At 74.5% G+C, this 13037-nt stretch carries 12 protein-coding genes; 8 read left to right on the top strand and 4 right to left on the bottom strand.

Annotated elements, in window-relative coordinates; genetic code table 11:
* Positions 1-47 precede the first annotated feature (47 nt).
* Positions 48-632 (bottom strand): DUF2867 domain-containing protein, encoded by a 585-nt coding sequence (locus AB0K37_RS34835; RefSeq protein WP_363988383.1) that lies wholly within the window; start codon positions 630-632, stop codon positions 48-50.
* Positions 633-750: 118 nt separating this feature from the next.
* On the opposite strand from AB0K37_RS34835, the gene AB0K37_RS34830 reads away from it, so the two are divergent.
* Complete coding sequence (locus tag AB0K37_RS34830) at positions 751-1293, top strand: TetR/AcrR family transcriptional regulator (protein ID WP_363988380.1); 543 nt, start codon at positions 751-753, stop codon at positions 1291-1293.
* A gap of 26 nt (positions 1294-1319) precedes the next feature.
* Here the strand turns inward: AB0K37_RS34830 and AB0K37_RS34825 are convergent, their stop codons facing one another.
* Together AB0K37_RS34825 and AB0K37_RS34820 are read right to left on the bottom strand one after the other, a co-directional pair.
* Positions 1320-1640 (bottom strand): hypothetical protein, encoded by a 321-nt coding sequence (locus tag AB0K37_RS34825; protein WP_363988377.1) that lies wholly within the window; start codon positions 1638-1640, stop codon positions 1320-1322.
* 419 nt (positions 1641-2059) lie between these two features.
* Positions 2060-2641 carry a maleylpyruvate isomerase family mycothiol-dependent enzyme gene (locus AB0K37_RS34820; RefSeq protein WP_363988374.1) on the bottom strand — a complete coding sequence of 194 codons (582 nt, stop codon included), beginning with the start codon at positions 2639-2641 and terminating at the stop codon, positions 2060-2062.
* Between the two features lie 71 nt (positions 2642-2712).
* Between AB0K37_RS34820 and AB0K37_RS34815 the strand changes: the two genes are divergently transcribed.
* The 3 genes from AB0K37_RS34815 to AB0K37_RS34805 are packed head-to-tail and all read left to right on the top strand — an operon-like array spanning position 2713 to position 6389.
* Complete coding sequence (locus AB0K37_RS34815; protein WP_363988372.1) at positions 2713-3315, top strand: TetR/AcrR family transcriptional regulator; 603 nt, start codon at positions 2713-2715, stop codon at positions 3313-3315.
* Between the two features lie 57 nt (positions 3316-3372).
* Complete coding sequence (locus AB0K37_RS34810) at positions 3373-4734, top strand: hypothetical protein (protein WP_363988369.1); 1362 nt, start codon at positions 3373-3375, stop codon at positions 4732-4734.
* 23 nt (positions 4735-4757) lie between these two features.
* Positions 4758-6389, top strand: a complete 1632-nt coding sequence (locus tag AB0K37_RS34805) for a hypothetical protein (RefSeq protein WP_363988367.1) — start codon at positions 4758-4760, stop codon at positions 6387-6389.
* Here AB0K37_RS34805 and AB0K37_RS34800 read toward each other — a convergent pair.
* Entirely contained in the window at positions 6379-7668 is a 1290-nt protein-coding gene (locus tag AB0K37_RS34800; RefSeq protein WP_363988364.1) for an SDR family oxidoreductase, read from the bottom strand. The genes AB0K37_RS34805 and AB0K37_RS34800 overlap by 11 nt on opposite strands.
* A 53-nt stretch (positions 7669-7721) precedes the next feature.
* On the opposite strand from AB0K37_RS34800, the gene AB0K37_RS34795 reads away from it, so the two are divergent.
* The 4 genes from AB0K37_RS34795 to AB0K37_RS34780 all read left to right on the top strand — a co-directional run.
* Positions 7722-9491, top strand: coding sequence for an AAA family ATPase (locus AB0K37_RS34795; RefSeq protein WP_363988361.1), 1770 nt, complete (start codon positions 7722-7724; stop codon positions 9489-9491).
* A 156-nt stretch (positions 9492-9647) separates the two neighbouring features.
* Positions 9648-10757: a DegT/DnrJ/EryC1/StrS family aminotransferase gene (locus tag AB0K37_RS34790; protein WP_363988358.1), complete on the top strand. Its 1110-nt coding sequence runs from the start codon at positions 9648-9650 to the stop codon at positions 10755-10757.
* Entirely contained in the window at positions 10754-11785 is a 1032-nt protein-coding gene (locus AB0K37_RS34785; RefSeq protein ID WP_363988355.1) for a Gfo/Idh/MocA family oxidoreductase, read from the top strand. The genes AB0K37_RS34790 and AB0K37_RS34785 overlap by 4 nt, the downstream gene beginning before the upstream one ends.
* A 13-nt stretch (positions 11786-11798) precedes the next feature.
* Positions 11799-13037, top strand: a 1239-nt coding sequence (locus AB0K37_RS34780; protein WP_363988353.1) for a glycosyltransferase family 2 protein, incomplete at its 3' end; no start/stop codon positions are given.

Raw genomic sequence — 13037 nt, 5'->3', positions numbered from 1 at the left:
CCCGTCCCCGCGGGGGCAGAAGGGGACGGGGCCGCACCATGCCCGGCTCAGGCCGGCGCCGCCTCGCGGGCCTTCCACGCGCGCCCGATGGTCCGCATCAGCGCCGGGTACACGAGGGTGTACCGGAACGGCAGGATCGCGGCCATGTAGGCCTTCCCGAGCAGGCCGTTCGGCTTCACCAGGACGGCCATCTGGGCGCGGTGGCCGCCGGAGCCGTCCGGGACCCAGCTGATGTGCATCACGCCGTGCACCGTCCGGTTGGCCATCTCGGCCGCCCACTCGTCCTCGGTCAGGTAGAGCGGCCGGAACGGCAGCGACCGGGGGGCGGGGCCCGCCGGGCGGCCGCGCAGGTCGTCGGGCAGCCGCTCGCGGAGCGATTGCACCCGCCCGTCGAGCCCGGAGTCCTCCTTGTCCCAGCCGAGCAGCCGCCCGAGGTGCCAGCGGATGGCGAAGAGCACCCCGGCGACGCCGGGCAGGTGGTTCTCGCTGGAGGTCATCTGCTCCAGCAGTTTCGGGAAGTCGTCCGGGCCGCCGGCGGCGGGCAGGGCCCACACGTCCTCGAGCCGGAAGTCGGGCGCGATCTCGTGGATCCGCCAGGGACGGTCGGTGTGCGCGCTCGCCGGGAGCTTCATCGCCAGGCCACCTCCTCGGTCGGCGGACGCGCCGTCGCGCCCGCCTCGCGACCAAATATACGCCACCGTATGAATCGTCCTCCGGAGGGGGAGGCGATAATGGGCCATGCCCGCCGTCATGCGCACCCCACGCGAGAGCTGGATCGAGCAGGGCCTGAAGGCCCTCGCCGCCGGCGGGCCCGACGCGGTCCGGGTCGAGGCCCTCGCCCAGGCGCTCGGCGTCACCAAGGGCGGCTTCTACGGCCACTTCCCCGACCGCAAGGCGCTGCTGGCCGCCATGCTCGACCACTGGGAGGGGCAGTCCGTCGACGACCTGCGCGACCGGGTCGACCGGGAGGGCGGCGACGCCCGCGCGAAGATCCGGCGGGCGGGCATGCTCACCCGGGCGGGCGACCTCCTGCACATCGACCTCGCCATGCGCGACTGGGCCCGCCGCGACCCGGACGTCGCCGAGCGCGTCCGCCGCGTGGACAACCAGCGCATGGACTACCTGCGCGAGCTGTTCGGCACCTTCTGCTCGGATCCCGACGAGGTCGAGGCCCGCAGCATGCTCGCCTTCTGCCTCCTGGTCGGCAGCCATTTCCTGGCCGCCGACCACGGCGCCCGCACCCGGAGCGAGGTCATCGAACGCGCCGGGAGCCTCCTGCTCGGCGACGGCTGACCCGCTGGGCGCGGGCCGTGTCCGGCTCAGCCGCAGAGAGTGGGGCGGGGACGGGTCAGGCCGTCGGTGCAGTCCTCGGGGGCGAAACCGGCCTGCTCGGTGCGCACCTTGGGCCGCCAGGCGTACAGGGCGCGTCCCGCGGGGTCGTACCCGGTCACGCTCACGACGCGGATCGTGGGGCTGCTCATCGCCCCCTGCGACATCGGCCCGGTGGCCTTGCGGTCCGGGATCGCCCTGGCGGGCGTCTGGGCGACGAAGAACCCGTTCACGAGGGCGGCCTCGCCTTCGCGCCCGCCCGCCCAGACCACGCGGATCCTGGCGACGCCGGGCCTGGCGCGCCAGAGCACGTAGCCGAGGCGCGCTCCCGACCTCCACGAGCCGTCCGCCCGGTACCGGCATCTCCGTCAGCACCCGGAAGTCCGAGGCGCTGCCCTTGTCGGGACGCTTCTCGCCCATGGAGCCCGTCGGCGGGCCGTTGCGCAGGCAGCCGCGCGCGAGGGTCTTCTCCGCGGGGGTGTTCTTCGGCAGGCCGTCGCCCGGGTCGGGTTCCCCGGGAGAGTTCAGGGTGTCGGGCGCGGAGTGCCCGCGCACCGCGACGGCGGTCGCCGGTACCGCGACCACCAGGGCGAGGGCCGTCGCGCAGGCGGCGGCCGTCCTGGTCCGGTGGCGGCGGGCGGCGGTGCGCAGGGCGCGGTCGGCGAGGTCGGGGGCCAGCTCCCGGAGCCGGGCGATGGCGCGGTGCGTCAGACACGCCGGGATCCCGCCACTATGCCGCGCCCGTCCCGCGGGGCGGGCGCGGGGGAGACCAGCGCGGGTCGCGGCCCAGGAGGGCGGCGATGTTGTCGATCGCGGGGCGGGACGGGTCCTCGGCGAGCGGCGGGCGGTAGGCGCCGCCGGGCCCGTTGAGGGGGCTGCCGGGCGCGGTGTTGGCGCGGGCGAGAGGCAGCGCGGCCTCGGTGATCCGGGACGGGACGGCGGGCGTGGTGCGGAGCGCTCGCGCGAGGTCCCAGCGGTGGACCAGCATGTCGACCGCGTGGATGCCGAGCACCCACGCGGTGGACACGGGGCCCAGCCGGGGCATGGTGACGGTCTCGCCGGCCCGTTCGAGCACGGCGAGGCAGCGGGCGGCGACCAGGGCGAAGTCGTCGCGGGGGTCGCCGGCGGGTTCGAGGGGCGGCAGCGCGGTCCGCGCGATGGCCTCGTGGCGCTCGTTCATGTGACGGAGCAGGTCGGTGACCGTCCATCCCTCGCAGGGGGTCGGGGCTCCCATCGCGGCGTCGGGGATCAGCGCCACGTCGTGACCCGTGAGGGCCACGGCCGTGGCGTCGAGGCTGAGCAGGTCGGTCATGGGGCGTCCCATCGTTGGCGAACGATCGTTCGCCAAAACCATAGCGTACGTTCGTTCGCTATCCTGGCGGCATGTCTCCTCGTCACTCGGCGGCCGAAGCGGCCCGGACGCGCGAGCGGATCGTGGGCGCCGCGGTGCGGGACGCCTCGCGGGTGGGCCTGGAAGGCCTGACGGTCGGCTCGCTGGCGCAGCGGCTCGGCATGAGCAAGGCGGGCGTGGTCGGTCCGTTCGGGTCGCGCGAGCGGCTGCTCCTGGCCGCGCTGGACCAGGCCTGCGAGGTCTTCCGCGCGGCGGTGACCGGCCCCCTGGAGGGCCTGCCGCCCGGGCCGGAGCGTCTGGGACGGCTCATCGACGGGTGGGTCGGCTACCTGGCCGACTGCCCGTTCCCCGGAGGCTGCTTCATCACGGCCGCCACGTCCGAGCTGGACGGGCGGCCGGGGCCGCTGCGCGACCGGCTGCGCGAGATCGTCGCGGGCAACCGCCGGGCGCTGGCGGCCGAGGTCGCCGCCGCCCAGGCCGCGCTGCCCGGCCCGCACCGTCCCGCGCAGGAGGTCGCCACGACGCTGATGGGCCTGTCGATGGCGGCCAACCAGGAGATCCAGCTGCTGGACGACCCCGCGGCCGCCGCCCGTGCGCGGGGTGCCATGCGCCACGCGGCGGGGCTGCCCGCCTGAGCCTCGGCCGTCCGTAAACAGGTGGAACTGGGCGCGGGTTGCCGGGAAGGTGGGGGCGTGGGGTACGGAGAGGTCGGGCGGCCGCGCGCGCCGGTCGTCGAACTGGCCGACCGGCGGGCGCTGGAGCGGTGGCGGCCCGCCGACGCGGAGGCCGTCGAGGCGGCGCGGCTGCTGAAGGAGCGGGCGCTGCTCGAACTGGGGATGACGCACAGCGCCGTCGCGTCGTGGCTGTTCAGCAAGTGCCACCACCAGGTGCCCACCACGGCGGTGGACACGGCGGCCGTGGTCGCCTCCGGGGACGGGTCCTGCCTCCTCCTCTACAACCCCGAGTTCTTCGTGGGGATCGGGAGCGAGGGAGTGCGGTTCGTCCTGTTCCACGAGGCCCGGCACCTCGTCCAGCGGCACCTCTTCGCGGACGCCGACCTGCGGAGCGACCCGGTGTTCACGCTGGCGTGCGAGGTCACGATCAACCATGTCGCGATGGTGCGGCTCGGCGGCGGGCTGCCCGAGATCGGCGGCGAGCCCGTGGGCGTCTCGCCGCGCGCCGTGTACGGGTCCTACGCCGAGGACCTGCGGGGGCAGGGCGCCGAGCCGCTTCCGTTCGAGGAGTGGGTCGAGACCGACATGAGCGTCTACCGGGAGCTCGGACGGATGCGGAACCCGCCGGGCGTCGGGCAGGCCGTCTGCATCCACGTGCTCGTCGACGCGCTCGACCAGGAGACGGTCGGACGGGTCGGGGACGACGTGCTGCGGAGCGTGCTCCTCGCGGCGCGGCGGGGCGACCGGGTGGCGCGCGACGAGCTGCTCGACCTTCTGCGGCGCACCGAGGGGGCCTCGGAGGGCGTCGACAAGATCTGGGGCGACCTCGGGGCGCACGCGCTCCGGGGCGTCACCTCGGCCACGCGGCGGGTGGAGTGGTGGCAGCGGTGGCTCGTGGACGTGCTCGCCTCGAAGCTGGAGGAGGGGGAGCGGCTCGTCTATCCGAAGAAGCGCGGCGCGGTGCTGGCGGCGCTCGGGCACGAGCCGATGCTGGCGCGGCGCGGCCCGCAGCGGATGAAGTCGCTGGTCATCGCGCTGGACACGTCCGGGTCGATGCCGGACGGCCTGGTGGAGTGGCTGGGGGAGCTGGTCGGCCGGATCGACGGGGCCGAGGCCGAGTGGGTCGCCTTCGACGCCTCGGTGAAGCCGTTCCGGCCCGGCGAGCCGCTCCGCGGCGGGGGCGGGACGGACTTCGACGCCGTCCGGCGGCACGCGGAGGGACGGGACGAGCCCGCCGACGCCGTCATCGTGGTGACCGACGGGTACGCCGACCCGATCGTCCCGGCGGACCCCGGGAAGTGGATCTGGCTGATCACCTCCGGGGGCGACGAGTGGCCGGAACGGCGCGGAATGGCCTGCCACCGGGTCCGCCAGGGGTGATCTTTCGGCTACGGTGACGGCTCATGGCCCCCCACCCCAGGACCCGCGCCCGGAACATCGCCCGCTGCACGGCCGGCCTGCTCCGGTTCGCGACGCCCGGCGAGATGGACGCGCTGCTCGGCCATCTCCCCAAGAGCCGCGTCGAGGTCGCGATGCACAGCTACGGGAGGCCGAACCGGGTCGTCCTCGAGGCGCTGCTGCGCCGCGGCCGGCCCGGCGACCTGGACCTGCTCGTCCAGCACGCGGTGCTCGCGGGCGACCCGCCCGAGCTGCTGGGACGGCTGCTCGACCTGGACGACCCCGAGGTCAACGCGACCCTGCTGACCGCCGAGAGCGCGCTCGGGCGCATCCCGCGGAACCTGCGCCGCCAGCTCGCCCACCAGACCTCCCGGCGTGACGGCGTGACGCCGCTGCCGCTGCCCGCCGAGGTGCGGCAGACCCTGCTGTCCGCGCGGGGGCAGGAGCCCCTCGACCACGCGCTGCTCTGCGCGGCCGACCCGGATCTGGCCGGGGACGCGCTGCTGTACCTCGGCGCGGGCGCCGATCCGCACGGCGCCGTCCTGGCCTGCCGGACGCTGCTCGACGCCGGCCGGCGGCACGAGGTACGGCAGCTCGTCGAGGACGGTCGGCTGCCCGCGTTCCGCTGGGGACCGGACGACTCCGAGCCCAGCGTGCTGGCGTACGCGCAGGCGGCGCTGGCGAGCGCGGAGGGGGAGCGGCGGCTGCGGGAGCTCTCGGAGCGGGTGCGCCGGCCCGAATTCCTCCGCTCCGTCGCCGAGATCGCCGACGTGGACGGCTGCGAGCCGTGGCGCGGCGCGCCGCTCGTCCGGACGGTGGTGAACCGCCGCCATCCGTGCGTCCCGCGCGTCGGCTGGGACGCGGTGCTGGCGGACGAGCCGCGCCGCAGGGCGGCGGAGGGGCCGTTCCCCCTGCGCGCGGCCCGGTTCGTGGCGAGGCGCACCGATGCCCCGCTCGACCTGGTCCGGATCGTCGTCGCCGACCATCCGGACCTGGCCGCCCTCCTGCCCGACCCCGCGCCCGAGGTCCTCGCCGACCTTGCCGGGGCCGGGGCGGGCGCCGACGTCATCGTCAAGGTCGTCGGGAACGGCTTCGCCGCCGGGACGCTGACCGCCGAATTCGTCACCGCGACCCTTCCGGAGGCCGCGCTGCGGGCGGTCGCCGAGACGCTGTGGATTCCGGGAATGCGCGGCACGGCGCAGGTCAGGGCGCTGCTCGGGCTGGACGGGGACGTCACCCTGGCGCCGCCGTTCGTCGACGAGACCGGCCACGGGCGCGTGCGTCGCCTCCGCGAGCCCGGCGTGCGCCGCCACTGGGACCCCGTGCTCGCCTACGGCGAGGCCGCGGGCCGGTTGTTCGGGACGGGCCGGGACGTCACCGCCGACGCGGTGCTCGCGGCGGTGGACGTCGACGCCGTCCTCGCGGCGGTGGAGGTCGAGCCGCTCCTCGGCGAGGTCGAGGGCATGCCCGACCCGCGGGTGCTGCGCCGCCTCGCCGAGCACGTCGACCGGCATCTCGGCGGCCGTCCCGAAGCGTGGATGGTGGCGCTGAAGCTGCTGGAGGACGGGTTCGTCGGCACGCTGCCCGAGCTGCTCGCGACCGCCGGCGCCGTCTCCGGCCCGGCCGTCACCAGTTGACGACCTGGTAGTCCTTCAGCAGGCAGCCGCTCGGCGGGTCGCCGTCGCGCTCGCCGCGCACGATCGGGTGGTAGATCCGGGCTGCGGCGTCGACGACGTCCAGCGGCGGGCGGAACCCGGCGGCGGTCCGGCGCGCCCGCGCGGGCTCCGGCTGCTGGTCGGTGAACCAGCCCGGGTCGACGCTGGTGACGTGCACGCCGTGCTCGGCCAGCTCGGACGCGGTCGTGCGCGTCAGCATGTTCAGCGCCGCCTTCGCCATGTTGGTGTGCGGGTGCTCGGCGCCCTTGTACACGCGGTCGAACTGCCCCTCGACGGCCGAGACGTTCACCACGTACCGCCGCGGATGCCGCGAGAGCTCCAGGAGGGGACGCAGCCGTCCCAGCAGGACGAACGGAGCCGTGACGTTGATGAGCTGCACCTCCAGCAGCTCGACCGGGTCGACCTCGTGCACCAGACGGGTCCAGGAGTTGACCGGGGACGGGTCGGGGAGCAGGCCCGCGACGTCGACCGCTCCGGCCGCCAGGGGGACGGGCGGCGCGGCGGGGGCGGGGAGCGCCGCGAGCTCCTCGCCCGCCAGCAGCTCGGCGTACGACTCCGGCGGATGCCGCAGCGTCTGCGCCGCGAGGTTCACCAGGATGTCGAGCGGCTCGCCGGTCTCGACGAGCGCGTCGCACCACCGCACGAGGGACGGGAGGTCCCGCAGGTCCATGCCGACGACCGTGAGGCGGTCGTGCCAGTCGTCCCGGTCGGCGACCTCGGCGAAGCGGCGGCGCGCGTCGGCGGGGAACCTGGTCAGGGCGGTCACGGCGGCGCCGTCCCGCAGCAGCTTCAGCACGAGCTCGAACCCGGCCTTGACCCGCCCGCCCGTGACGATCGCGCGGCGTCCCGCCAGGTCGGCCCGCGCGTTCCGGTGCCGCCGGTGCTCCCGCGCGCACGGCGGGCAGAGGCGGTGGTAGAACGCGTCCGCCTCCCGGAAGTGCGCCTTGCAGACGTAGCAGGCGCGCAGCCCGCCCGTCACCGTCCCGGACGGGACGGCCTCGCGGGGCGGTTCGGCGGGCGCGCCCTCGACGCGTCCCGCCGCGCCGGTGGCGGTCGCGGCCAGCATCAGCGCGTCGGCCGCCGCGCGCCGCCGCCGGGCCTCCGCCCGCTCGCGCTCCCGGGTCCGCCGCACGAACGCGCCCGCCGCCGCCCGCACCCGCGCCACGTCGGGGTCGCCGTCCGGCGCGTCCGCCAGTTCCGCCAGGACGCGCAGGCAGGTCCGCACATCGTCGTCGCGCATGCGCGCCATTAAATCGGCTGAACCGGGCGGTTCGGACCGCTGTACTTGGTCGCATGAGCATGCCGGACGGGCCGCGGCTGGCCCGCTTCATCGACACGATGATCGACCTCGGTATCACCGGTCAGGTCTTCGGCGAGCACGGCATCGGCAAGACCTCCACGTTCTTCCACCACGTCCGGCGCCGCGAGGACACCGCGCTCGTGTACGTCCCGGCCGCGAACCTCACCCCCGACGACCTGCTCGTCAACGCGCCCGTCCGGCAGGACGGGGAGCTCGTGCTGCGGCAGCTCATCATGAGCCAGCTCAAACCGGGGAAGCCGTTCGTGCTGCTCATCGACGACTCGCTCCAGGCGGGCGCGACGATCCAGTCGCAGCTCATGCAGATCGCCTGCAACTGGACGCTCGGCGAGCACGACCTGCGCGAGCTCGGCTGCGTCGGGGTGTTCCTGACCGACAACGAGACGCTCACCGAGACCGCCGCGCTCCGCACGGACCCGGCCGTCCTCGACCGGATGGCGACGCTGCGGGTCACCGCCGCCGACACCGCGTGGCGGGCCGCGCTGTCGCGCAGGTTCCGCGGCGTCGACCTCACCGGCGTGTTCCGGGTGTGGGCGTCGCTGCCCGCCGAGCTGCGCCGGCTGCTGTCGCCGCGCACGCTGGAGCACGTCCTCGACTGCGCGCTCGCCGGGCTGCCGCTCGCCTGGGGCCTGCCCCTCGTGGACGGACGCCGCCTGCGGCTCGTCACCTCGGACACGAAGCGGGGAGCCGACCAGGCCCCCGAGATCCTCGGCCGCGTCGCCGCCGAGCTGCGCCGCGCCGGGGCCGACGTCCCGGACCCGGCGCACGTCCCGGACGCCGTCCGCCGCGTCGTCCGCGCGGCGATCGAGCGGCGCTGGGCCGTGCTCGTGCAGGGCCCTCCCGGTTGCGGCAAGACGGAGGTGGTGAAGGAGGTGGTCCGGGACGAACTCGGCACGGACCCGCTCTACTTCTCGCTGCCCGTCACCAACGTGGAGGACTTGTGCGCGCCCGTCCCGACCCTGGACGGGACGCTCGACAACCTTTTGTCGGGCCCGTTCCTGGAACCCGGTGACAAGGCCATCGTCTGGGACGAGTACAACCGTCCTAAGGACAAGGCCACTTTCGCCCGCCTCATGGAGGTCACGCAGGAGTGGTCCCTGGCCGGGCGGCGCATCAAGGGTCTCCGCGCCCAGATCGCCTTGCAGAATCCCCCGTACTACCTGGGCCGCAAGCTGCTCGTGTCCCGCAACACCATCGCGCAGGCGTCCCGCTTCACGGTCTCACTGGAAATCGAGCCAGATGACATTCCGGCGAACGAATGGCTTATTTCCCGTTACGGCGCGGTGGCCGAAACCGTCCTTGAGTGGTGGAAGAACGACATCGACGACGAGGGGCGCCAGTGGATGACCAAGCGCACCCTGGAGCGCCTGATCCGCCTGCACGGCACCGGCCTGCCCCTGGACATCGGCAAGATGTACCTGGGCGACGGCGACTACGCGCCCGTGTCGCTCACCGCGCTTGAGGCGCGGCTGGCCCGCCGGCAGGTGACCGGCCTGCGCGAACTCGCCGCCGACCTGGACGTCTGGGCGGAGCGGCTCCGCGCGGCCGGGGACGAGGGCTCCGACGCGACCGACATCGTGCACCGCGTCTTCGCCAACGCCGAGCTGTCGCAGCTTCGCGAGCACGCGGAGGCCGCCGCCCGGCTGGCGCCGATGCTGCCGCCCAAGCTGAAGGCCACCTACCTGTTCGGAGCCGAGCCGGACCGGCAGCGGTTTTGGACGGGCGTCTTCATGGGAGGTCTCTGAGGGGGAGAGATCGGCAAACGTCCTCGCCACTGTCTGACTTGGCTAGAATCCGTCCGTCAGACGAGGCTTCCGCCGAGAGTGCGCATCTTTGTCCGGTCGCGATCTGTCCCCCGCGAGGAAGCCCTTGCTCATCGTCTCGCCCTAAGGAGCCTGTGCATGCCCGTGGAATCGGAAAGGCCCGTCCCCGCGGCGAGTCCCGTGATCGGGGAGGCGGAGATCGAGGCGGCCGTCCGCGTGCTCCGCAGCGGGCGGGTCGTGCAGGGCCCCGAGGTCGCCGCGTTCGAGGAGGAGTTCTCCGCGCTCGTGGCGGGCCGCCACTGCGTCGCCGTCAACTCCGGGACCTCGGCGCTGCACCTGAGCATGATGGCGCTCGGCATCGGCCCCGGCGACGAGGTGATCGTTCCCTCGTTCACGTTCGCGGCCACGGCCAACGTCGTCCGCCTCGTCGGCGCCGAGCCCGTCTTCGTCGACATCGAGCCCGGCTCGTTCTGCGTCGACCCGGACGCCGTCGCCGCGGCGGTCGGCCCCCGCACCGCCGCCATCATGCCGGTGCACCTGTACGGGCACCCGGCGGCGATGGACCGCGTCGGCGCGATCGCGGAGCGGCACGGCCTCGCCGTCGTCGAGGACGCCTGCCAGGCGCACGGGGCCGCCCACGGCGGCACCCCGGTGGGCGCGCTGGGCACGATCGGCTGCTTCAGCTTCTACCCGACCAAGAACATGCACGCCCTCGAGGGCGGCATGATCACCACCGCCGACGCGGAGACCGCCCGGACGCTGCGGCTGCTGCGCAACCAGGGCATGGAGCAGCGCTACGCCAACGAGATCGTCGGCGCCAACGTGCGGCTCACCGACGTCGCCGCGGCCATCGGCCGCGTGCAGCTGGGGCGGCTGCCCGGCTGGACCGAGCGCCGCATCGCCAACGCCCGGTTCCTGGACGCGAAGATCACCGGCGCCGCGGTGCCGCCGGTCGCGCCGGGCGTGCGGCACGTCTACCACCAGTACACCGTGCGGGTCTCCGGCGACCGGGACGCCTTCCAGCGGCGCCTCGACGAGCGGAAGGTCGGCAGTGCCGTCTACTACCCGACGCCCGTCCACCGGCTCACGCCGTTCCTGAAGGACGGCGCCCCGGACCCCCGCTGGGACCTGCCCGAGACCGAGCGCGCGGCGGCCGAGGTGCTGTCGCTGCCGGTGCACCCGTCCCTCGCCGACGACGAGCTGGCGCGCGTGGCCGACGCGGTCAACGCCGCCGGGGCCGCGTCGTGACCGCGCCGCTGCGCGCGGGCCTGATCGGGCTCGGCGTGATGGGACGCAACCACGCCCGGGTCCTGTCCGGGCTGGACGGCGTCGACCTCGTCGGCATCGTCGACCCGGCCGGGCGGCCCGACGGCGCCCCGCACGGGGTGCCGATGATGGCCTCCCTCCAGGACCTGCTGGACGCCGGCGTCGACTACGCGGTGGTCGCGTGCCCGACGGCGCTGCACGAGGAGATCGGGCTCGCGCTCGCCGAGGGCGGCGTCGGCGCGCTGATCGAGAAGCCGCTCGCCGACTCGGTGGAGGCCGCCGAACGGCTCGTGGAGGCGTTCGAGTCGCGCGGGCTCGTGGCCGGGGTCGGCCACATCGAGCGCTACAACCCGGCGCTGCAGAGCATGCGGACCCGGCTGGAGGCGGGCGAGCTGGGCGAGGTGTTCCAGGTCGTCACGCGCCGCCAGGGCCCGTTCCCGCACCGGATCGCCGACGTCGGCGTCGTCAAGGACCTCGCGACCCACGACATCGACCTGACCGGGTGGGTGACCGGCCAGGACTACGTGTCGGTCTCCGCGCACACCGTGGCGCGCAGCGGCCGCCCGCACGAGGACATGGTCGCCGCCGTCGGGCGCCTGGCCGACGGCTCCATGGTCAACCACCTGGTGAACTGGCTGAGCCCGCTGAAGGAGCGCACCACCGTCGTCACCGGCGAGCGCGGCTGCTTCATCGCCGACACGCTCACCGCCGACCTCACGTTCTACGCCAACGGCGAGGTGAACACCGAGTGGGAGGCGCTGCGCGCGTTCCGCGGCGTCTCCGAGGGCGACATGATCCGATATGCGATCCCCAAGCGCGAGCCGCTGCTGGTCGAGCACGAGCGCTTCCGCGACGCGGTCCTCGCGGGCCCCGGCGGGGCCGCCCCGGGCGACGTCGTCACGCTGCGGCAGGGCCTGCGGACGGTCCAGGTGTCGGCCGCCGTCCTGAAGTCCGCCCGCCTCGGCGAGACGGTGACGCTCCTCCCCGAGGAGGCCCTCGGTGCCTTCTGACGGGAGTGCCCGGGTGCCCGACGTCACCGTCGTGGTCGCGGTCTACAACACGATGCCGTACCTGACCGACTGCCTGAACTCGCTGGTCGGGCAGAGCATCGGCCCGGACCGCATGGAGGTCGTCGCGGTCGACGACGGCTCCACCGACGGCAGCGGCGCCGAGCTGGACCGGTTCGCCGCGCAGTACCCCGACGTCATCAGGGTGCTGCGCCAGCCGAACTCCGGCGGCCCGGCCGCCCCCAGCAACCGCGCGCTGGACCACGCGACCGGCCGCTACGTCTACTTCGTCGGCGCCGACGACTACCTGGGCCCCGAGGCGCTGGAGCGCATGGTCGCCGCGGCCGACGAGTGGGGCTCCGACGTCCTCGTCGGGAAGATGGAGGGCGTCAACGGGCGGGCCGTCCGGCGGCCCGAGCTGTTCGCCGAGAACCGCCCCGAGATCGACCTGTACGACTCGGTGCTGCCGTGGGTGCTGTCGAACTGCAAGCTGTTCAGCCGCGAGCTGGTGGAGCGGCACAAGCTGCGGTTCCACGAGCACATGCGCATCGGCAGCGACCAGCCGTTCACCCTCGAGGCGTGCGTGCGCGCCCGGCGGATCTCCGTCCTCGCCGACTACACCTGCTACTACGCGGTGCTGCGCGACGACGGCGGCAACATCACGCAGGGCGCCGTCCAGGTCCACACCCGGCTCGAATGCGCGGAGAGCCTGTTCGGCGTCGTCGCCGACCTGATCGAACCCGGCCCGAAGCGCGACGCGATCCTCAGGCGGCACACTCGCTGGGAGCTGACGATGCCGACGCGGGAGGGGTTCCTCGAACTCGACCGCGCGACGCAGGAGGACGTCGCCGCCCGCGTCGGGAGCCTCGTCGAGCGGTACGTGACCGACGAGGTCCTCTACACGCTGCCCATCGTCCGCCGCGCCCGGCTCCGGCTGGCGCAGCTCGGCGAGGTCGACCTGCTGTGCGAGGCGATCCGGGACGGCGTCGCCGAGCGCCCCTACCTGATCGCGCTCAAGGACGGCCGCACCTACCTCGCCTACCAGGGCTTCGAGGACCCCCGCCTCGGACTGCCGGACGACCTGTTCGAGATCACCAAGGGGATGCGCAAGCGGCTCTCCCAGGAGGCGCGGACGGTCGCCGTGCGGCGCGACCGCGACATGGTGGAGATCACCGTCCGGACCCCGCTCACCGGCCCCGAGACCGCCGACCCCGCGACCGCCCGGCTCGCGCTGGCCCCCCGCGGCGGCGGGAAG

The organism is Actinomadura sp. NPDC049753 (genome assembly GCF_040674655.1).
GTDB lineage: Bacteria > Actinomycetota > Actinomycetes > Streptosporangiales > Streptosporangiaceae > Spirillospora > Spirillospora verrucosospora.
This window is presented reverse-complemented; position numbering and strand designations above follow the sequence as displayed.

What these genes read in the sequence shown, in the direction of transcription:
- AB0K37_RS34835 (WP_363988383.1), bottom strand. Translation starts at nt 632, where the DNA reads ATGAAGCTCCCGGCGAGCGCGCACACCGACCGTCCCTGGCGGATCCAC.
- AB0K37_RS34830 (WP_363988380.1), top strand. Translation starts at nt 751, where the DNA reads ATGCGCACCCCACGCGAGAGCTGGATCGAGCAGGGCCTGAAGGCCCTC.
- AB0K37_RS34820 (WP_363988374.1), bottom strand. Translation starts at nt 2,641, where the DNA reads ATGACCGACCTGCTCAGCCTCGACGCCACGGCCGTGGCCCTCACGGGT.
- AB0K37_RS34815 (WP_363988372.1), top strand. Translation starts at nt 2,713, where the DNA reads ATGTCTCCTCGTCACTCGGCGGCCGAAGCGGCCCGGACGCGCGAGCGG.
- AB0K37_RS34805 (WP_363988367.1), top strand. Translation starts at nt 4,758, where the DNA reads ATGGCCCCCCACCCCAGGACCCGCGCCCGGAACATCGCCCGCTGCACG.
- AB0K37_RS34800 (WP_363988364.1), bottom strand. Translation starts at nt 7,668, where the DNA reads ATGCGCGACGACGATGTGCGGACCTGCCTGCGCGTCCTGGCGGAACTG.
- AB0K37_RS34795 (WP_363988361.1), top strand. Translation starts at nt 7,722, where the DNA reads ATGAGCATGCCGGACGGGCCGCGGCTGGCCCGCTTCATCGACACGATG.
- AB0K37_RS34790 (WP_363988358.1), top strand. Translation starts at nt 9,648, where the DNA reads ATGCCCGTGGAATCGGAAAGGCCCGTCCCCGCGGCGAGTCCCGTGATC.